Source organism: Cytobacillus sp. Bva_UNVM-123, from assembly GCF_046351715.2.
In the GTDB taxonomy this organism is placed as follows: domain Bacteria; phylum Bacillota; class Bacilli; order Bacillales; family Cytobacillaceae; genus Cytobacillus.
In genome coordinates this window covers 4,771,312-4,792,708 of the sequence record NZ_CM177772.1, presented here as the reverse complement: position 1 = coordinate 4,792,708, position 21,397 = coordinate 4,771,312, and the positions used below count along the sequence as shown (strand labels likewise).

The following is a 21,397-nucleotide window of genomic DNA, read 5'->3' as shown; positions in this document are numbered from 1 at the left end:
ACATCACTTTTAAAGTTTTTGATAGATTTATACAGGATGAGGAAAGCTCTGTGGAGATATGAAATCTCTGCAGGGCTTTTTTGTTTTTTAAAGTAATATTGTTATCTGAAAGAATGGCTTTGACTAGCGATTTTATAAGCTTTATGGAAAAATATATAGATTGTAAAAAATATCCTCCCTATTCGAGTCATAAAAAAATATTTTTATCTTCCTATGAGAGAAGTATCTATGAAGCGAGATTAGATGAACGAGTGGCGCTCTATTTAAGTATGTCACAAGGCAAAGTGGGAAGAGCAGTCGCTTACATCGACGCGATTACTGCGGGCAAGAAGCTAATACGCAGCAACAGGAAAATACAAAACAAGACAATACAGAGTCTCAGGATGATATGCAAAAAGAGGAAACTGGAAATGAGGAGCAACAAGGGGATACGGATGGTAATAACGAGGCTAGAATGAAAGATGAAGTGAACCGACCTCCATGACCAGAACAACCATGACTTTTAGTGATTAACAAAAATGCTGCCCATAATTTCTTTTTACTGGATTATGGGCAGCTTCACTTTTACAATTCATCCTTATCCTTTATTAAGATGTCAAAATTATACTTCCCTGATTTTTCTTTAATAATTTGTCGATTCATTATCGGTTTGGAGGAAAGTGAAGTTATTGTATTGAGTGCCCTGCCTGAAAAGAGGTCACACTGCTGTCTCGCAATCTGCAATTTATTATTAAACGTAAATAATCTCATATCAACAGCAATATTGCAGCGATTGTTAAAGTGTACGATCGTTTTATTGCCATCGGAAGTTGTGTTTACAATATGTTCAGGATTGAACCATATGCAGTCGTGTTTAAAAGGTGATTTAGTTGGGAAAACGCAAACCTTTTGAGCTGGATTTATCATGATTGGAACCATGCTTTTTTTTCCTAGAGCTAACCTCGAACTTTTCATTGCCCCCATTAAATTAAACCCGTAATAATGAATAGACTCATCTAAAACGAGTAAAGGTGACTTATCAACGAGAAAACAAGCCTCCTTTTCCATAAACCTTGTGCACAGCTTTCCTCCGAATGCATACTCTCCCATTAACATAATCGTGCCCTGATTAACGATATGACTCTGAACGATAAAAATGTCTCCCACCCCATTATCATTTAATATTGGTTCATCTATGAAAAAGACAAATTATGTACAAGGTCAATAGAAGTAGTCATTAAGAACTACTATTAATATAACAAACTAATATGTCACTTTACTTATAATATTATGGATATTTTGTTAATAATAGGTAATTGGGTTTTTGACATGATTCAGAATTCGTTTTATGTGTTGAAAAATAGACGATGTTTACTTTTAACGGAATCAAACGATTGATTAACGTTTTAAATCAATCGTTTGATTAAATAGAATCATATTTGTTTTAAGTGTTCATGTAACTAATCGTGAATGTCTAAAATCCCCTTAAGCTTATCTTTCGCTCCTTTTCGCCAGGCTTTCACTGCAGAAATGGATACTCCTTCCTTTCCAGCAATTTCTGCTACAGATAAATCATCGATACAAGTGTACAAAACCCATTTTGTTTGCTTGTCTGTTAATGCTTCACAATAAGATAGTAAGAACTTCACTTCAAATGGCTGTTCAATTGAAGGGTCTTCAATGACATTCCAAAATTCTTCCGTTTTGTATACGATCCGCTCCTTATCCTTGTTATTTTTCGTCATTTCAGACATGAATCTTCCCTTTATATAGGAATAAGCAAAGTTTGAGAAGATGCCTTTTTCTGGATCAAATCGTTCATTTGCCTCCCATAACGCTATCAATCCGAGCTGAAAAAACTCCTCTTGATTTTTGTAAATATGAAGCGTATGCATAATTTTGTGAATCATATTTTCATACTGTTTTACTAATTGCTCAAAGCTCTCCATTCTATTAATCCCTTTTAGGAAAGCGCGCTTGCCATTGTATTCCCGGGTATCTTTAACATAGCGAGAATGTGCAATGATGGCGAACGGTTGAATGGAACAAATATTTAGTTAATGGGGAGAAATGATCAAGGAATAAAAAGGGGATTTTCGAAGCGAGACAACGTTTAGGGGATTCTTGAGAAAGGAATAGTATTTACCGTTTTCATCAATCGATTGATGAAAAAGCTTGAACTACGGAGTGTTTCCATCGGCTAAAAAATGTGCAATTTCCTTATCATCTGTCCGATAGAAGGTTTCTAATGGCGAAAAACTTTGCGATCATCAAGTAATCAGTCCGATAGAAGATTTCTAATGGCAAAAAATCTTGCAATCATGATGTAATCTGTCTGATAGAAGATTTCTAATGGCAAAATAATCTTGCAAGCATCATATTACCCATACGATAAAAAGGTTCTAATAGCTAAAAATGTTTCAATCATCGTATCATCTGTTTGATAGAATGATTATAATGGACACAAACAGTAACTCTTGAAAGTCACTATCAATAGAACAGTTCAAGCAAACAAAATTAAGCTAACAAACTAACGACGAATGAAAAGGAACTATAAAAATATGCTCATTCAATGTACAAAAAAACTTTTAGAACTACTAGATGTTAAGCTGGAACCACGAATTGAAACAGAACCAATCTTTTCTTGGCATGCCCATTTGATCATGATGAATCGTAGAAAAACGGTAGTGTTTATGAATGACCAAAATCGGTATGTGATTGTGCTGTACGGACTGAAAGCAAAAGATTTCAAAAAAATAGACGAACTATTTTTACAAGGAATTCGGGAGACTTTCAGACAAGAGGGGATAAAGGATGAGGTGATTGAGAAATTCCTCCTTGGAGTTGGTGATATCTCCTTTACAAAAACAAAGGATCGGATTTCAGTGGCGAGAATGAATAAGGCTTGTGAAAATGTTTATTTTTATGGTGATCTATTAAATGCTGATACAATTTTTAATACAAAGTTAAGTGCAAAAGTTGGCCAGTTTTTAGTAGGTAATGGGAAGAATGATTATATTCGACCGAATGAGGAGATGTATAAAAATCTCGAGGCTTTTGCGGGTGAACCTATTTTTAGTGTGAAAGCTGTTCAACTTAAAGCTAAGCTGAAACTTGGTAAGCATGATGTCTGGCGTCGGGTCGTGGTTCCGCTTAATAGGACATTTGACGAGCTGCATGAAATTCTCCAGGCTGTATTCGGATGGGAAAATAATCATTTGCATGAGTTTTACATTTATGATGTTGCAGCAACTGAACTTGACATACCCAATAATCTTACTGCTAAAAATAAAAGAGAGCACAAACCAATTATGAATCTCGTCTGTGACGAGGAAGCCTTCTCTTATCGAAATGATGTTGAAATGAAGCTTGATACAAAAGTATTGCTGTCAGAATATATCCCGAGTTATTGGAAAATGAAGTATATTTATGATCTTGGCGATAATTGGCAGCATGATATTGAAATTGAAAAAGTGATTAGTGATTATCCTTCTAATCATCCAATTTGCGTTGAAGGTGAGGGGATTACACCGCCAGAGGATGTTGGAGGAATTCATGGCTATGAGGAATTTCTTGAAATAGTAGCTAATCCGAATCATCCAGACTATAAACATAGTGTTGAATGGGGTAAGATGCAGCGTTATGAGGATTTTAAGATTGATATTGTAAATCGATTGCTAAAAAATCGTTGAGAGTTTATGTCTTATATCGGAATTCATTCATCAATTGCTTAATCGCTATTTTAGCAAACGAAATTATGAAAATGTTTTTAGAACGGTTGAATAAAATATGAGTGGTACGAGGTATTCGTTCCACTCACTTTCTACGAACCAAGCTTTTAACTTTTTACCTCCTCATCAATCAAATTTTCCCCCAAACACAAGTCGACATAATAACGATGCCTTCTAGTACCGACACTTTTAAAGTGCTTTAAAAGAACATTTCTGATTTTCCTTTCATTCTTAATGACGTCATTGATAAATGGTGCTTGTTATAATTTTGTGCTCAGGAAAGAGAATTTTATATTCATAAATACTACGTAGAATGGCGTCTACGACCTTCTCACTATGGCTACATTTTTGACAAATTATATTCCCACGATAAATATAATTCTTAAATGATAAGCAGGATAGACAAATTATTCCTTTTTTAAGCTGTTCGTATGAATAGTTAGGAAAACGTTTAAAAGGTGATTTTTCCAAATGTAGTGATAATGTTTGTTTAGCTAAACTTTTATGGGTATCACTAAGCTTTGCGGAATGAATCGCTAATTTTTTCATAAATCGATTCAGTTGAGTTGGAAAAATAATGGGTAAATTTAATGAGGCTTGATATAGGCTGAACTCCGGATTTACAAAGACGAGGTAACTTTCAAGAGGAAGGTTGAAGCTTACATTCTCCATAAATTGTTGGAAAAGTGAATCACATCGTTCTAATTGCAGAAGCGGACTATTAATTTTTTTACTAGATATTGTGTACCATTTGTTGTTCTAATATAAAGATCACCTTCGTAATTTTTTACTTCAAACAAGTAAATTTTCTCTCTCGTAATGAGCAAGCTATCAATTTGAAAAACAGTGTTATTCGCTTCGAGTAATAAATTATTTAGAATAATGCAATCACAAGTAAGCGCCAGTAGCCATTCATCAAAAGCTTGTTCTCCTCTAAATCCTTTCTCAAGATTTTCATATTTCTTTTTGTCCCTATCTGATAAACTCATTCTTACGTTTAAAATTCTAAAAATTTTCAATTCATCTGGCTCAAAGCGTGGTTTCATAATCTTCAATGATAACATCTCCTTATCAATATTCTCCTTTCAGGCCCATTTTATCATTTTATAAAATAAATTGAAGTTATAAATTTGTATAATTAGATAAGGTTACTTTGTTTAGGATAATTTTAGAGGAAAGAATATTTCTATTGCTAAAAGATGTGAGTGGACAGTTGCTTTTGACAGATAGTCCTTTCCTAAAGACTAAAACAATGTGTGATCAGCTAGTTTTTAGTCAATAGAATGTTTCTAACGGTAAAAAAATACGAAAATATAAGTGACATAGACCAATAGCACTCTTCTAATAACTAAAAACTATCTACTCCTAGGTGATTTTAGTCAATAGAACGTTTCTATCGGTCAAAAAATGCAGAAGGATAGTTGAAAGCGGTCGATAGCATTCAGCTAATGGTCAAAATTCATGAGTATTCAGGTCATAATGGTTGATGGCAAGCTTCTAATGGCATTAAATAGAGTGCATATAAATATTTTTGACAGATGGATTTTTTCAAAACGATAAATTGTTTGAAGAAATTTGCGGAATTAAATTAAAAAGGGAAAATCTCTTGAATAAGTTTTCTACTCAGAGATTTCCCTCAAAAAAATATAGTAACCTTAAAAACGAACTCTACCTCACAGTAATCTTTGTCCCGGCTTTAAGAATATTCCCAGCCCCATCATGAATGGTTGCTTTGTCCCTCGTTGTAATTGAAATTTTTCCTGATGTAAAGGTAATGTCATCCAGTGGAATGATGGTTAATTCTTTAGTATTTGCTTTCGTTTCAATGCGGTATTGATTAGAGGTTAGATTTTTGCCGTTTACTTCAATCGTGAAATTGGAATATTCATCATTTAGCAAATAAATATTTTCAGAGAAAATGAGTTTAAGATTATTTCCTTCCACACCAGCCCAATCTAGGATAGGCTGTGTATTGTCTGTCAGTGTAATTGCATTACTGTAGGTGTCCATGATGTTGTCGGACAGATCCTTTACTCTTTGTGCTGTTATTGTGTATCTCTGAGTAGTTTGAATTGTTCCTTCAGGTAATGTAATGGTGACAATTTTTCGGTTATTGTCAATTGATAATACTGAATCTCTTGGTATGGCCCGCCCATTAATAAAATAGTTTGCTGGAGCCGTTGCAGATTCAAGAGTGACTTCTTTACTAAACAAAGCTATAAACTGGCCATTTTCATTTGTTTCGCGAAATGAAACGGTTGGTTTCACATTATCAGCTTTTTTCGTGACTGAGGTGGTGAATTTTGAATTTTTATTCTCCGAAATGCTGCGATCTTGTACGGCTCCTGCAGCCACTTCAATCGTATAAAGCCCATCCTTTAAACCATTCGCATTAATAATTAATTTATTATCTACAGTTGATTTTAAGCTCGGAGTAATCGCGTTTCCTTGATAGTAGAGTGCAATTTTATTTCTATCAGGTTGAGCAACTTTTAATGGCTTATCAAAGGTAATTTGAATTTCATTCGTGTTTAGATGATAGCTAGCATTTACAAAACGAGGAGGGGTTACGTCTTTATTAATTGTAACGGTTCTATCTGTCGTTCGACCGGTATTCCCTTCAAGGTCTTTGTAGTTCTTTACTTGTACATTCAAGCGAGCAGTGACTTCATTAGAGCTATAAACGGATGTAGGTAGCACGATCTCAAATTTTGTTTTGCTGCCATCTGAAATATCTTTCACAGATGTTGGGTGAACTGTCGTGTTTCCTTTTGTGATGGAAAGATTACTGGAGGCAGTAAAACTAGCTAAAGTTTCACTAAAATCAATCGTAATCGTTCTCTCATCTTTGACTTGAAGGGATTTTACTTCTGGCGCAATCGTATCTGCTGCTGGATTATAAACAAAATTGCTACGATAAGTGTTCATTATATTAGGATTATAATCAACTAAATCCCGAGCTCCGGATAGAACAATGGAATAAGATCTTCCTTTCCGTAATCCAATCCGATCAAGCTCAGATTTTAGAACAACTACCTTGTCTGAGTCACTGTTTAATGGGCTGATTTTAACCGATTTTCCATCAATCGTGACAGCAATTGGTGAATTTCTGTCGATGAGCTCAGAAAAACTAATTTCTACATTTCCATTTCGGTTTGTTTGGACAGCCGTAACAGTTGGCTTAATATTATCTGAAAAAGTGAAGGATGAGACATAATCATTATTGCCTAATGTTTCGTAATTAGCTGTTTGAATATTTCTTTTCACTGTAACAGTGTAAGTGGTGTTTTGACTAAGGGAATCGTAAAGTTCGATAATGGCCATCTTTTTGTCGGAGGACAAGGCCACGCTTTTTATTGTGCGGCTAGAGACAGCGTAATTTGCGATGTTTTCGGCACAGTTTGTATTGCTTCCAGCTAACATCGCTTTACTAAATTCTACTTTAACGCGTTTCGGTTCAGCTGCACTGACTTTATTAACTTTAGGAAAGAAGTTTGCGCCAATTGCTTGCAAGCGGTCAGTTAATACTTTCTTAATAGCAGCGTTATCTACATATATAAGGTATTTTCGCGCTTCAGATAGATGTGTTTCAGCTTTAGCAAAATTGTTTACGGCAATTGCTCGTTGTGCTAAATCCAGTTCGATTTTTACAGTAACAGCGTATAAGGCACTATCCCGAACTCTTTCTGAAGCTTGTTTGTAATGGGAGCGGATGAGATCGCGTGTCGACTTCCCGTAAACTCGGTCTAACATAATGGTTTGCTTGCGAATTTCCCTTGAAAGCTCATGATAGGCTTTCTCAGTGTCATCATTGATTAAGTTTCGATTTAGTTGAGTAGTTAATGCTTGCTGCTTCACTTTTATTTTTTCTCCAGCGGTTATCGCATCGATGTAATGCATCGTACGAGAGATGTGAAGCTTAACATGTTCATCAAGTTCAGCTAAGTATCGATTCCTTTGAGCAGTAGGCAATGTATTGACGGCCTTCACTGCTTGATCATAGGCAGTTTTGGCTTGATTGTAGGCAGCCCATGGACGCGTCTTTCCATCAGCAGTGCCTTCGATCGAAATGGCCCATTTTAATACTGTTCCAGCTTCTTTTGCGTCCTTCAAAAGTTTTTCGACTTCACTTACAGAAGCAGCTTCAGATGGACTACCTGCGACAAATGCAGAACCGGCAATTGCAAAGGTACTTAAGATCTTAATTGCTTTCTTTTTACGCATAAAAAATCTCCTCTCCATTAAACAGCTGGAATATATGGGAATAAATAGCATACAGATATTTTTATTTTAAAAGATTATACTAAGGAATTAAATAGAACAAAAGGCATGAGTATTGGCGTAAAAAGCGGTGCCAAAAGGAGCGCCCAAAGGGTGCCAGGCACCATCCGTGGACAGATCAGTGCCTCTGTCTTTTTACGGTGCCAGGCACCGGTCGTGGACATTTTTGATGGTTTTGTGCGTGTGAGATGGACATTGAAGTGTATTAATCTCAAAACTGGAATATGTGTTGGTAAAGGAATCTTGGATTAAGAAATGAAAGTTCATTAGCATTTCATTTGTTCAATCAATCGATTGATTAACGAAAATGGAATTTCCTTTAATCAATCGATTAATTGTACTAAAAATAAAAAGGGGAGTAGCTAATTTATAAGATTAGTAAATTTATTTTTTGGGTTTTATTTAGAAAAATGCTTCATTACTTAAATACAGAGTAGGGAATGATAACCTCTGGCATACCTGCTGCATATGGTGCAACTTCGTATTGCTGGAATTTAAGGACGATTCCTTTATCATAAAAGTAAAAAGGGCGGTTATCATTAATTGTTATACTAGCCGGATCACTCACATATGTCATCCCAAGCTTATTGCCTTGATTCAATAAGTCTATTTTTGCGAATTTTTTTACTTTCGTAACAGCGTTATTATTTTCGACTACTTTCGTTAGAGAAATTTCATTTCCAGTGTTAGCATCAAAGTTATAAGAAGTAGCGGCTGTCATTCCATGAGCACCGCCAGTATATTCGTAATCAAAGAAAAGTATGCTTAATAAATTGTTTTGATTATATTTAATTTCATATTTAACTTCATGGGTATATTGATTTTGTGGAGCCCCATGCTCGGCTTCTAGTTTTTTAAGTTCTAATGCGTTTGTATAAGATGAAGCAATGTGCTTTTGTAATACTTCATTTATTTTCTTTTGGGCTGTATTGTTAATTAAACCTTCTACCTGTGGGTAGTTAAATGTATCTTTATATTTAGAATCTACAATTTTTACCCCAAGTGTCTGAAGTTTTGATTTTGCTGGAGTTTGGTAATTGATGGCTGCAGACTTCTTAATAAATGCTCCTCCACCAACTCCATACAGACCGCCGAACTGATTTTTGTATGTGTAAACGCGATATTCTTCCCCTTGTTTTAACTTTCGAACCTCTACTAAACTTTTGTTGTCCTCACTTAATTTCCATAGCTGAGAATTTTGTAATAATGTTACCTTTCCAATTTGCCCTTTTTTCAGCTCTGTTTTTCCCCACATGACACTTGCATGTGCTGATGGATTAGGCTGAAGGAAGATAATAAGCACCGCTACCACTAACAAACTTATTAATTTTTTCATGTAAAAATCTCCTTTAATTCGTATGATTTTCTTCTCTAAAATGAGACGGATGAAAGATGAAAAAGGTTTTAAAAATTGCCCGAAAAAGTGGAAATGTCTCCTTTTTTTAACGAGATAAAGAGTATTTTAATTTTTGGGAAAAATAGCCCAAATGCGGAAATAATTACAGTAAAATAAGACCATCAATTATAATTTTGTGGGGTGTTAGTAGTGAAAAGGTCTCGAGTGTTAAGTTTTATTCTCTGTTTTTTTCTGATCATCATTTATAACCAAAATGGAATAGCTTCTGCAAGTACTAATAAAATTTCGAAAATCGGAAAACCAATTACAAATAGCACGGCCATTACAGCCACTTCAGGCAATGATTCAAAAGGAAATGCGTATATGTATATTATTTTACAAGGTGAGCCTGCCCAGCTTGTTGTTTATGATATTTTTAAAAAGACAATTGTTGATCAAAAAGCATTAGCAGGATCTTCAAGTGGTTGGGCAATTAAGTTAGATCATAAAAGGGAGGTTTGGATCGGAGGCACTCCATCTAATAAGCTATACCACTATAACCCCGATCAAAAGAAGCTGACAGATCGCGGCAAAGCGACAAGTGGAAGCACCTCTATCCATGATATTGAAGTGGATAAGGACGGGAATATTTATGGAAGCACATCATATGAAGGTGGGCTTTTTAAGTATAGTAATGGTAAGTTCCAAAACTTAGGACAGGCCTCAAAAGGGAAAACGATTGGGCGGAGCTTAGCTTATGAGCCAAAGACAAATACGATGTTTATCGGTGTTGGAGCCAATGCGGATTTAATTGCTTGGAATTTGAAAACGAACGTGAAGAAATCGATTTTGCCAGAAAAATATAAAAAAAATATGACTTCTGTTTATGACTTAGATCAAGCTGGTGGCGTATTGTTTGCAAAGCTAGAAAAACACAATACGATTCTCATGTTTGATGCGGCAACTTATAAATTTAAAGGTGAGATAAAGGCAAAATCAAGAGGCGTTTCTAAGCTAGCTCCAAATGGAAAAGACGTGTACTTTACGACTGATTTCCAATTGCAAAAACTAGAAATACAAACTGGAAAAGTGACGCCTACCAAAAAAGCATTGCAAGGAACTGAAGCGGTATCACTTGATTTTATTCAGCATGAAGGAAAGACATATTTAACAGGTTTGTTAGGCAATACAGGGACATTTTTTACCTATGATGTCGCAACTGAAGATTTACTAGTCGATCGTTTTCCTCTTCCTGCTTTAGGAGTACCTATTTATAATTTAGGAACAGGACCAGACGGTAATATTTACATTAGCAGCTATGTTTCAGAAAAAATGGGTGTCTATCATCCAGCAACAGAGACATTCTCGACAGTTGAGAAAGTTGGACAAGTTGAAGGATTTGCTGTCGCCAATAATCGTTTCTATTTAGGCATTTATCCTGGTGGTATCGTTTCTGAAATGAATTTTTCTTATAAGAGTCCTTATGTGCAAGAACTTTTTAAGATTGGGAATGGACAAGATCGACCAGTTGCCATGACTGGCGTAAAAGGGACGAATCAATTATTCATTGGTACTCATCCTAAAAATGGTGAAATCGGTGGCAGTTTAACCATTTATGATACGGCTAAAAAGACTCATTCCGTAAGAAGAAATATTGTGAAGGATCAAAGCATTATTTCACTTACAACCCATCAAGGCTATGTGTACGGAGGAACATCGATATTTAGTGGGAAAAATATCGAAGGTAAACAAAATGCTGTCTTTTTCAGAATAAAAGGCACAGCACCTAATGGAAAAATTGAAATTCTTCCATTAGGAGTTAGCAAGCCCCGGATGATCCATGCTTTAACTGCCGACGACAAAGGAAAAGTTTATGGCTTATCTGATGGGAATTTCTTTGCCTATGATCCACATACGAAAAAAACACAATCGGTCAATGTCGTCAAAAATACGAGCGGCCGTTTCCAAAACGGGTCCTTAGTTATCGGAAATGACAAATATATTTACGGGACAGTCGAAGGTACATTATTTAGAGTTCATTCTGGCACATTTAAATTGGAAAAATTGAGAGATAGCGGCGCAAACAGGCTAACAAAGGGAGCCGATGGGGTTATTTACTTCACGAATAAAGATGAATTGTGGAAAGTGGAATAATAATAGAAGCATTTCTTTTTCGGTGCCTGGCACCGCTTGTGGACAGATTAGGTCATTCTGTACATATGGGGCGGACAGTTGGGGGATACAATTAAAGTGACTATTGAATATTTACTTTTTTTGTTATAAAAGTGGTTATAACTCACTATTAATTGAAAATTTACAATTTATTTACCAAAGTGAAAGATATTTACTATATAATATGGATGTTATAGTAAAAAATACTAGGAGGTCAGCCATGCAATTGTTTAAGAAGAGTTTTATTGCACTCGTCTCAACAGTAATAGTATGGTCAGGTTTTGGTGGGCATTTCTCAGTCCAAGCCGAAAGTACTACAGCAAGTACAGGAACGAAAAAGATTACTATTTTGCACACAAACGATTCACATGGTCGAATTGAAGAAAGTCAAAATGATGGAATGGGATTTGCGAAACTATCAACTTTAGTGAAGCAATTTCAAGCTGAAAACCCTAATACTTTACTATTAGATGCTGGAGATACATTCCATGGAACAACTTTTGCCACAGTTAGCAAAGGTGATAGTATCGTTGAAGTCATGAACAAAGTCGGCTATGACGGAATGGCAGCTGGCAACCATGATTTTAACTATGGGTATGAAAGACTGCTTGAGCTGGAAAAAAAGACTCAATTCCCAGTATTAAGTGCAAATGTTCGTCAACAGGACAACTCACTTTTATTAAAGCCTTATTTTATTAAGGAAGTAGACGGACTTAAACTTGGCATCTTTGGCTTATCAACTCCTGAGACACATTACAAAACACATCCGAAAAATGTAGAAGGATTAACGTTTACGGACCCTGTAAAAGAAGCGCAAGCAATGGTAAAAGAATTAAAGGCTCAAAATGTTGATATGATCATTGCGGTTACTCACCTTGGAATTGATGAATCTAGTACAGAGACATCGATTAAAGTAGCAAAGGGTGCACCAGGTATCGACCTTATCGTTGATGGACATAGTCACTCTACTCTAGTTGAAGGGTTAAAAGGTGAAAATGATACATTAATCGTAAGCTCTGGTGAATATACGAAAAATCTTGGTGTTGTTGAGTTAACTTTTGAAGATAAGAAATTAACGAAAAAAACAGCAAGATTAATCAAGAAAAGTGAGACTGCTGATGTAAAGCCTGACGCGGAAGTCGAAAAGGTAATTAAAGATATTCAAACTGCACAAGAGAAAATTTTAAAAGAAGTAATTGGAAAAACAGGAGTAAAATTAGATGGAGAACGTGAACAAGTTCGTGTAGGGGAAACGAATCTCGGAAACCTTATTACGGATGCGATGGTTGATATGACAGGAGCAGACATGGCTGTTACAAATGGCGGCGGTATTCGTGCATCTATTAATGAAGGTGATATTACAAAAGGTAATGTCATAACCGTATTACCATTCGGCAACTATATCGTTACGAAAAAGTTAACGGGTGCTCAAATTAAAGCAGGATTGGAAAATGGAGTTAATTCCTATCCCGAATCAAAAGGGGCTTTCCCACATGTTTCTGGTTTAACCTTTGCGATTGATACTGCTCAAAAAGTAGGAAATCGTGTTCATTCAATGAAAATTAAAGGACAGCCAGTTGATATGAAGAAGGAATACTTAGTTGCAACAAATGATTTTATGGCTGCAGGTGGAGATGAATATACTTCATTTGAAGATAGCCCAATCGTTAATGAGTTCCCTGCTTTAGAAGAGGCACTAATTGCTTATATTCAAAAAATTGGTACTGTCAATGTGAAAGTAGAAGATCGCATTGTTGCGAAACCAATTGAAAAAGAAGTGCCAAAAGAAGATCCTAAAGAAGAGCCGAAAGAAGAAGTTAAACCTACACCAGCTGTTTATTGGGATGGCTTACTAATGAAAAAAGGCCAAATCGGCCGTGTCATTATCGAAAAGCCTATTAATCTATGGAAGCGCGATGCAAACAATAAACTTACATTTGTACGCGTATTAAATCCTGGTGAAAAATACCGCGTTTATCTTTACGATAATCTCCACTCAGGTCAATATGGAGTTGGTGGCGGTTATTACGTAACAAACATAAAGGATTACATTAAATATGAAACACCGTCTAAGAAAAAATTGGCGGAGTTGAACAAATAGAAGTGCTATAAGAAGGAGAGTCCTGATGGGCTCTTCTTTTTTTATGAAAAGCAAGACAATCCTTCCGTAAATCGTCGCAACTATGTAAAATAGAAAAGTAGACTAAAAAAGCTAGTTTTAAAGGGAGAAGATGATGAGGAAATTATTTGTGATTGTTTTTGCTTTTTGTTTAAGCTTTGTGACTTTAACGACGGTGAAGGCCTCAGATGAAAGAATTGAGGGAAGTTCGATTTTGAGTGCTAAACAGATGGGGGACTTTGTTTTATTAAAGTATCCAGATCCGAAATTAACAACTGTCGATATTTATAGATTGGCAGATTTATATTTGTCATTAGGCAGACAGGAAGGAATTCGAGGGGATATTGCTTTTGCACAGGCAATATTAGAAACAGGATATTTTCAATATGGGAAGGATGTTCTGCCAGAGCAGAATAATTATTCTGGTATCGGTGCTGTAGGTGGTGGAGCTCAAGGAGCTTATTTTAATACACCTGAAGAGGGAGTACGAGCGCAAATTCAGCATTTGAAGGCTTATGCGAATTATGAGCCACTAGTTACAGAAAAAATAGATCCTCGATTTGATTATGTGAAGCGTGGCATCGCCCCTAATTGGACAGATTTAAACAATCGTTGGGCTGTGCCGGGAGAAAATTACGGTGAGCGGATATTAGCTATTTTTTCAGAGATGAAGGCAATAAATTTGGCGATTCCAAATGTAAGCAGTGATTGGTCATCAAAGCTGCCAGCAGCTGCTGTACATTTAAAAGCGGATATGCCATTGATAAGCCCCGATGGGAAGGTTACGAAAGTACTGAAAAAAGGGTATTCATACAAAGTGTTTGGAACGATAGGCAATAATTATAATATGGGTGGAAACTATTACATTGCCGCTAATAGCAGCAAGATGAGTGTATATATTGGTAGACTACATATAAAAAGTAAAGATCTTAATCTCTATCGACTTGATGGGAAAGTTCATCGGAAACTAGCGCAAGGTGATCTTGTACGTGTTTTTAGTTTTGATGGAAATGCTTACTATGTAGGTGGAGGCTATTATATTCAACGCAGTGGAGATGTTTCTTTTTATAAAGGAAATATCCAAATAATTGGAGACAGTCCTTTATACGATTCAAATGGCAATGTGTCTAAAACATTGAAAAAGGGTCAAACATTCAGAGTTTATGCTATAAAGGGTAACCAGCTCGACCTTGGTGGCGGCTTCTACGTAAACTATGATAAAACAAAACAAAGCTATAGCAACAACTAAAGAGATACCATAAAGTTGTGCCTGGCACCTTCCGTGGACAAATGCCCAGTTTTGTTCGTATATGAAGGACAATTTCATAAAATTAATTAGTTTATAGAAAAAGAATAACTAAAAAGAGATTTAGGTATCATAAACACCTTAATCTCTTTTTTATTTTCGCAAATCAAGAAATCTGTCCACCATAGAAATACAAAACCCATCAAAATGTCCACAAGCGGTGCCTGGCACCCGAAAAAGACAAAACCCCTGAAATGTCCACGCATGGTGCCTGGCACCAGAAGATGGCACCATAAGAGGTAATAAGAAATAGTACCTAATTTTTTTATTCTATAGGGTAATAGTGGTAAATATTTCTATCAATGAGTTAAAATGATAATGTAGGCTATATTTGGAGGTGGCTTATGGTATACTACATGCATCTAGTTAGAGGATTTGTTGCCCCTCATATTTTATTCTTCCAATTAGGAAAGGCGGAGGAGATTCGGGGGCTATGGAAGAGAGCCGCTTTCTTAGTTTTTCTAAGTGTTCTATTGTTTTCATTAAGCAGTTTTTTTGGACTTGGAACAGATTTTTTGACAAAAGAAATAGCGGAAATTAGTAATCAAGCATTTGAAACGAAAAAGCTATTAATTTGGATTGGACAGATGATTTGGGGCTTTGCTTATGCAGCGCTCGTTATTTTCGGAATGGCGCTAGTTCTATGGGCAATATTAGACATGCCATATATGAAAATTGTCGTCATTCAATTGTTTGTTTTAAGCATTTTATTAGTAGAAAAAGCGATTTTACTACCGATACGAGTTTCATTTGGAATTGGACCTGAATCCTCCCCATTTTCACTGGGTGTAATCGCTCAATATGTAACGACAAATTCGATTATCATTTATATTTTTTCACAAGCTTCTATTTTTAAAATTGGGGCGATTTTTTTTCAATATAAAGGGCTGAAAGGGTTAAGTGATAGAAACCCAAAATTGGTTTTACTACTAATTATTTTAGTGAATCTATTCTTTTGGCTTACGTCTGCATTATTATCCTATCTAAAAATTGAAAGGTTAATCTAAAGGCAGGTGAAAAGGATGAAGAAATGGGTCAAGCTCATCATATTTACAGTAAGTGTTATTTTTGTCGCTGGGAATCTATATTTAATTTTGAAAGATGGTTCAAAAATTAATCGCTCCGCATATGTTAAAGAATGGACAAACATTACCGAAGAGAATATTAAGAAAACTCTTCATAAAAATGGAATAGTTGCTCCCGAAGAGGATTATCATTATTATTACGATCCTCAAAACGGTGCTTTTAAACAGTTTCTTGTTAAAGAAGGAGAGGATGTGGTCGGTGGAACCCCTTTATATGAGTATTTCTCTACTGAAATAGAGTCGGAGGTTGCGAGAGTAGAAGCTGAGAAAGAAAAGATCGAAAACCAAATTATCGCTTTACAAGATCATATTAAAGAGCTTACTCTCTATAAAAATTCATTATCTTTTGCTGAGGAGGAGAAGCACACAGAACGTTCGATCATACATAGCGTTGAAAGAGATATTTATCATAATGAATTGCAAGTTGACATGTTAAGACAGGAAGCAGAAAAATATGAGCAACAACTACAAATGATGAGTACTCGAGAAAATAAGCTGACAGTCATTAGCGATTTCGATGGAATCGTAAAAAATGTGAATGAAAACTTAGGAAGTCCGCTTATTACGATTAGCTCAACCATTCCAGTTATAACAGGACATTTTAATGAAGATGAACGTTATCAGATCGAGGATGGAATTAGTGTGGTTATCTCATCTAAGCATATAAAGAAAAAATTAACCGGCACCCTTCAGAGTGTTAGCAAACTACCATCCAATTCACATTCAGAAAATGCTCAAAATGGGAGCGAATATTCATTTATTGTGCAAATGGATGACGAGGTAGAAACGGAGCTGCTTAACGGTACTCATGTTGAACTTTCATTTATTACAAAAGAGATTGATGGTGCTTTAATGGTTCCGAAGGAAACGATAGTGAAAAAAAAGAAAGATTCCTTTATTTGGGTTATAACAGAAAGTGGTTTGCTTGAAAAAAGAGAAATCAAAACGGGGCTATCATCTAAAGGGAAAGTGCAAATAAAATCAGGTGCAGAAAAAAACGAGCTTATCGTCAGTGAACCGAAATCTATTCAAAAAGGTGAGGGGCCAACTTTTATTTCACCTCTAAATTTTGCAAAACTAGAAATCTCTGAACTAAAACAAATGAGAAAAAAGCAAATTTCGAAAGATATACTCAAAGGAATATTAATAAGATAAAGACATGCGGTGCCTGGCACTATTCGTGGACAAAGTATATAGATTTGTATTTTTGGAGTGGACAAGTAGTTGGTTTGGTTAGGAACATACATAAATTTACTATAATGTCCATGTGAGGAATACAAAATTGATTAAACTGTCCACGAGCGGTGCCAGGCACCGCCTAAAGGGATACATCCGAATGGCTGAGCCAAATGTAAAATGTAAAAGGAGGATATTATGAAGAAATGGGTTAGGAGTGCGTTGGCGGTAACAGTTGGACTTGGTTTAGTAGCTAGTAATTTAAGTCCTTCCATGTCAGTATCAGCAAGTTCATTTAAAAATTTGCAGAATGTTTCTGTAACAGATGTAAAACAGCCTCAGCTGCAGAAAAAGTTGGAGCAATTAAATGAGAAGTCTTTAAGTGAAGACACACTTGTTATTAAATATGTGAAGCCTTTGACACAGGCAGAGCATAATAGAGCGGGTGGCACCGTAATAACAAATTTTCCAGATCTTAAATATGCAGTTGTTAAAGTTAAAAACAAAAAAGATTTTCAAAAGGTGATGAGCAATTACAAAGGTTTTAAGCATGTAAACTCAGTTAACCCAAGTGCCCTTTATAAGCCTTCAAGTAATCTATCAGATCCGAAAGTAAAGGAACAATACTTTATTGATATGCTTAAACTAAATGATGCACATAAGCTTGCTGGTAAAAATACAGTTACTGTTGCTGTCATTGATCAGGGAGTAGATGGAAATCACCCAGAGCTTAAAGGAAAGCTTTTACCAAGTTATAATGCCGTAAATCCTATGAACCAAGGTACACCTGATTTCCATGGAACACATGTTGCTGGAATTATTGCAGGTAACAAAAACAATGGAATTGGTGGCTTTGGAGTAAATCCTAATGTAAAAATTCTCCCAATTGATGTTTTTGATCAAAGCTGGGGTGCTTTTGACTATTCAATCGCACAAGGGATTTTACACGCAATCGAGAAAAACGCTAAAGTGATTAATATGAGTCTCACTGGTCCAATGAAATCACCATTAATCGAAGATGCAGTGAAAAAGGCTTTAGAGAAAAATATTACAGTCGTTGCTGCTGCAGGTAATACTGGAGATCAGACAACAGGTTATCCAGCTGCTTACGAAGGTGTAATCAGTGTCGGTTCTGTCGATAAAAATAAAAAACTAGCCGTTGATTCTACATACGGACCGTCGATAGATATCGTTGCACCAGGTGTCGATGTGTATAGCACTTTCTATCAATATGGGCAGAAATCAAGCTTCCTAGAGATGAGTGGTACATCGATGGCTTCTCCGATGGTTGCTGGGGTTGCCTCCTTACTTTTATCAAAACACCCGAATTTAACACCATCCCAAATTGAGTATATTTTGGAGCATACTGCAGATGATCTTGGTGAACCAGGCTATGATATTAAGTATGGAAACGGGCTTGTCAATCCAGTAGCCGCGCTCAAGTTTGATGTGAAGAAGCTTCCGGCTTTAACAAGTAAGCCTTGGACGGATGCGGAGATTGCTGAAAAAGCCCAAGTAGTAGATTTAGCAAAAACGTCAGAGGTTAAAGGTTCAATTACAAAACCATTTGAAGAGAAATGGTATTATGCAGATGTGAAAAAAGGAGAGTATGTTCAGTTTGCTCTTGAAGGTTCAGCACAATTTGACTATAAATTAATGCTTAATCTTCAATCTCCAGAAGGAAAGGATAAACTGGATATTAATAAAGTGTTGGCTGGTCAAGTGGAAGGCAAGCTTTATAAAGCCCCATACACTGGGAAACTAGCATTTGGTGTGAAAGATGTAAATGGAAACTATGATGATTCGAAAAAACAATTATCAAAATATACACTTTCGGTAAAAAAATACGTTGATCTTCCTAAGGATGAGTCAACTTTCGAAGAGCCGGTTAAAATTGAGCTTCCATATAAGTCGAAGGAAGAATATCGATTAATTGGCGAAGAAGGAGACGATGATTATTTCAGTTTTACAGTAGATGATGAGCAAGCAGTAAAGGTAGAGCTTTCTGGTATTCCAGGGGTTGATACGAGCTTAAGTGTTTACGAGAAATATGTGATGCCACCATTAGAAGATGGGGAAACAGGCGATTATAGTACAATGGAAGAGCTAGTCTTAAAAGAAGAAGATCTTTCTCCGTTATATTACGCAAATAATAAAGGGAAGAGCGAAGGAGAACTATTAACCTTTATTGCACAGCCTGAGGTTGAGTATTTAATTAAAGTTTCGAATAAAGATGGAAATTATTTTGGGATTTTTGACTTTTTCTTTAATATGGGCTTAATGGAGGACGAGCAGAAGCCAGAATCCTCTGCTATCCCTTATCAACTTAGTGTTCAAGGAAAAGTACTTCCTCCAGATGAAGATTCCTTGCCAGTTTTCTCTCGAATAGATGATGAGGAAATGAGCGATGTTGACAAGAAAAAAGAACTTCTTTTACAAGAGACAGAAGAGGAAGAACTTGATTACGTCCAATTGGTGAAGGATGGCTCCCTTCCTTATGGAATTGGTGAATCTGCGACAGGTTATTTACAAACATTGGATGATGAGGATTGGTTTGCGGTAACACCGAAGGAAATGGGGATTTATCAATTTACCCTTTCGAAAAATGAAGCGACAGTTCCGATGTTTAGTATTTACCAAGTGAAAGAAGAGAAAAATACAGATTCAAATTCAGAAGAAAAAACCTATACTTATTTTGAGGAACTTGCTTCAAATCAATTTTCATTTTGGCAAACTGGAGAATTCCAAGAAGTCGTTTATGTAGGACTTAAGAAAGATGAAACATATTACATTAAATTAAATACAAACTATTATAATGGAAATATTTCATTTGATCCTTATAAATTTACTTCTAAATTATTTGTCAAAAATCCACATGATAAATATATAGATTATGATAAATTAGAGGGGATTAAAAACCTCCCTGCTAATGTCATTGAAGGCAATTTTGCTATGCCTAATTCTCCTAAAGTCTTCTATTATGAAAATAAACAAGACGACCTTTATGGAATAACGCTAGAGAGAAAGCAAGTTAGTGATCAATTTAAATCTCAATATCCGAAAGAACTGCTAAGTAATTTCAGTGGAGAAGTCGTCATTGTCGAGGATAAAAATAAAAACCGTAAGCTCGATACGGAAGAAATGAGAAATATCCATTCTATTTATAGAGGCGGAGAGATGGGTAAAACATTTGGCTCCTATAAAATGGAGAAAAATAAAAACTATATTATTATTGTTTCAGCAAATTTTGAATGGCCAAATTCATTTTCTCTCTTACCGTTTAAATTAACGGTTAAGCCAGTAAATAAAGTGGATGAAGATAAAAACTCAGTTGTCAAAAATAATATTCCATCAAAACCACTTACACTAAAAACAAAATCAGCTAATCATTTACAAGCAGTAGGTCATTTAAATGCTGGTGTGCCATATGGTGATGAGGATTGGTATGTGCTGAAGCTCGACAAAAATACGAAAGGAAAAATCGAGCTCCAAACAGGTATTGAAGTAGATGGGGTCATTTCTTTATACAAAGACGGAAAACACATTGCAACCGCTGACTATTACTTAAATGGTGACAGTGAGATTCTCCCATTTGATTTAACGAAAGGAACCTATCATATTAAAGTTCGAGATATTAATGGTAATTCCACTTTAGAGCCATACACATTAAACGTTTATAAATAAATTTTTCTTGAAAAGGGCTATCTTATCTGTCGATTTATCGGCAGAGATAGCCCTTTTTTGCTTTGTGAAAACATTGATTTAACAATATTTTTACGGTTTGAAATGGTGACTTTTTTTATAAAAAATTTGCTCATTATTGGAGATTAGAAAAGGTCTATGTATTCTACGATTGCAATCATCTAATGACCAAAATCGGTGGAATTGCAAGAAAATCAGTCCGATAGCAATCATCTAATGGCGATAATTGATGAAATAGCAATAGAAAAAGCCCAATAGCAATCTTCTAATGACCACAATTGGTGGAATCTCAGTAAAATAAGTCCAATAGGATTCCTCTAATGCCAAAATCTGTGGAATCTCAAGCAAATAGGTCGATAGGAATCATCTAATGACCATAATCTGTGGAATGGCAATAGAAAAAGCCCGATAGCAATCCACTAATAACCACAATCACTGAAATCAGAGGCGAATTAATCCGATAGAAGTCCCCCCAAACGACCATAATCTATTCTATCCCCAAAAATATCG

12 protein-coding genes are annotated in these 21,397 nt (G+C 35.7%); 7 read left to right on the top strand and 5 right to left on the bottom strand.

Features of this window, described 5'->3' with window-relative positions:
• Positions 1–564 precede the first annotated feature (564 nt).
• Together KDN24_RS24460 and KDN24_RS24455 are read right to left on the bottom strand one after the other, a co-directional pair.
• Positions 565–1,146 (bottom strand): competence protein ComK, encoded by a 582-nt coding sequence (locus KDN24_RS24460; protein WP_409973234.1) that lies wholly within the window; start codon positions 1,144–1,146, stop codon positions 565–567.
• 293 nt (positions 1,147–1,439) lie between these two features.
• Complete coding sequence (locus KDN24_RS24455; protein WP_409973235.1) at positions 1,440–1,928, bottom strand: sigma-70 family RNA polymerase sigma factor; 489 nt, start codon at positions 1,926–1,928, stop codon at positions 1,440–1,442.
• A 612-nt stretch (positions 1,929–2,540) separates the two neighbouring features.
• Between KDN24_RS24455 and KDN24_RS24450 the strand changes: the two genes are divergently transcribed.
• Positions 2,541–3,671: a plasmid pRiA4b ORF-3 family protein gene (locus KDN24_RS24450; RefSeq protein ID WP_491348210.1), complete on the top strand. Its 1,131-nt coding sequence runs from the start codon at positions 2,541–2,543 to the stop codon at positions 3,669–3,671.
• A gap of 740 nt (positions 3,672–4,411) precedes the next feature.
• Here the strand turns inward: KDN24_RS24450 and KDN24_RS24445 are convergent.
• The 3 genes from KDN24_RS24445 to KDN24_RS24435 form a co-directional block, all read right to left on the bottom strand.
• Positions 4,412–4,756, bottom strand: a complete 345-nt coding sequence (locus tag KDN24_RS24445) for a nuclease-related domain-containing protein (RefSeq protein ID WP_409973457.1) — start codon at positions 4,754–4,756, stop codon at positions 4,412–4,414.
• 622 nt (positions 4,757–5,378) lie between these two features.
• Positions 5,379–7,934 carry an Ig-like domain-containing protein gene (locus KDN24_RS24440; protein ID WP_409973237.1) on the bottom strand — a complete coding sequence of 852 codons (2,556 nt, stop codon included), beginning with the start codon at positions 7,932–7,934 and terminating at the stop codon, positions 5,379–5,381.
• Between the two features lie 475 nt (positions 7,935–8,409).
• Positions 8,410–9,327, bottom strand: coding sequence for a DUF3298 and DUF4163 domain-containing protein (locus KDN24_RS24435; protein WP_409973238.1), 918 nt, complete (start codon positions 9,325–9,327; stop codon positions 8,410–8,412).
• A 210-nt stretch (positions 9,328–9,537) separates the two neighbouring features.
• On the opposite strand from KDN24_RS24435, the gene KDN24_RS24430 reads away from it, so the two are divergent.
• The 6 genes from KDN24_RS24430 to KDN24_RS24405 all read left to right on the top strand — a co-directional run bounded on the left by KDN24_RS24430 (position 9,538) and on the right by KDN24_RS24405 (position 20,869).
• Positions 9,538–11,481 carry an NHL repeat-containing protein gene (locus KDN24_RS24430; RefSeq protein WP_491348209.1) on the top strand — a complete coding sequence of 648 codons (1,944 nt, stop codon included), beginning with the start codon at positions 9,538–9,540 and terminating at the stop codon, positions 11,479–11,481.
• 238 nt (positions 11,482–11,719) lie between these two features.
• The gene (locus tag KDN24_RS24425; protein WP_409973241.1) at positions 11,720–13,600 is read left to right on the top strand and encodes a bifunctional metallophosphatase/5'-nucleotidase; all 1,881 of its coding nucleotides are present in this window, start codon (positions 11,720–11,722) and stop codon (positions 13,598–13,600) included.
• 133 nt (positions 13,601–13,733) lie between these two features.
• Positions 13,734–14,867 carry a glucosaminidase domain-containing protein gene (locus tag KDN24_RS24420; protein WP_409973242.1) on the top strand — a complete coding sequence of 378 codons (1,134 nt, stop codon included), beginning with the start codon at positions 13,734–13,736 and terminating at the stop codon, positions 14,865–14,867.
• Positions 14,868–15,268: 401 nt separating this feature from the next.
• The gene (locus tag KDN24_RS24415; RefSeq protein ID WP_409973243.1) at positions 15,269–15,931 is read left to right on the top strand and encodes a hypothetical protein; all 663 of its coding nucleotides are present in this window, start codon (positions 15,269–15,271) and stop codon (positions 15,929–15,931) included.
• A gap of 15 nt (positions 15,932–15,946) precedes the next feature.
• A complete protein-coding gene (locus KDN24_RS24410; RefSeq protein WP_409973244.1) occupies positions 15,947–17,164 on the top strand; it encodes an efflux RND transporter periplasmic adaptor subunit in 1,218 nt (405 codons plus the stop codon).
• 219 nt (positions 17,165–17,383) lie between these two features.
• A complete protein-coding gene (locus tag KDN24_RS24405) occupies positions 17,384–20,869 on the top strand; it encodes a S8 family peptidase (protein WP_491348208.1) in 3,486 nt (1,161 codons plus the stop codon).
• Positions 20,870–21,397 lie beyond the last annotated feature (528 nt).

Bases quoted from the DNA above. Each gene is read 5' to 3' on its own strand.
- KDN24_RS24455 (WP_409973235.1), bottom strand. From the start codon at position 1,928: ATGGAGAGCTTTGAGCAATTAGTAAAACAGTATGAAAATATGATTCAC.
- KDN24_RS24450 (WP_491348210.1), top strand. From the start codon at position 2,541: ATGCTCATTCAATGTACAAAAAAACTTTTAGAACTACTAGATGTTAAG.
- KDN24_RS24445 (WP_409973457.1), bottom strand. From the start codon at position 4,756: ATGAAACCACGCTTTGAGCCAGATGAATTGAAAATTTTTAGAATTTTA.
- KDN24_RS24440 (WP_409973237.1), bottom strand. From the start codon at position 7,934: ATGCGTAAAAAGAAAGCAATTAAGATCTTAAGTACCTTTGCAATTGCC.
- KDN24_RS24435 (WP_409973238.1), bottom strand. From the start codon at position 9,327: ATGAAAAAATTAATAAGTTTGTTAGTGGTAGCGGTGCTTATTATCTTC.
- KDN24_RS24425 (WP_409973241.1), top strand. From the start codon at position 11,720: ATGCAATTGTTTAAGAAGAGTTTTATTGCACTCGTCTCAACAGTAATA.
- KDN24_RS24420 (WP_409973242.1), top strand. From the start codon at position 13,734: ATGAGGAAATTATTTGTGATTGTTTTTGCTTTTTGTTTAAGCTTTGTG.
- KDN24_RS24415 (WP_409973243.1), top strand. From the start codon at position 15,269: ATGGTATACTACATGCATCTAGTTAGAGGATTTGTTGCCCCTCATATT.
- KDN24_RS24410 (WP_409973244.1), top strand. From the start codon at position 15,947: ATGAAGAAATGGGTCAAGCTCATCATATTTACAGTAAGTGTTATTTTT.
- KDN24_RS24405 (WP_491348208.1), top strand. From the start codon at position 17,384: ATGAAGAAATGGGTTAGGAGTGCGTTGGCGGTAACAGTTGGACTTGGT.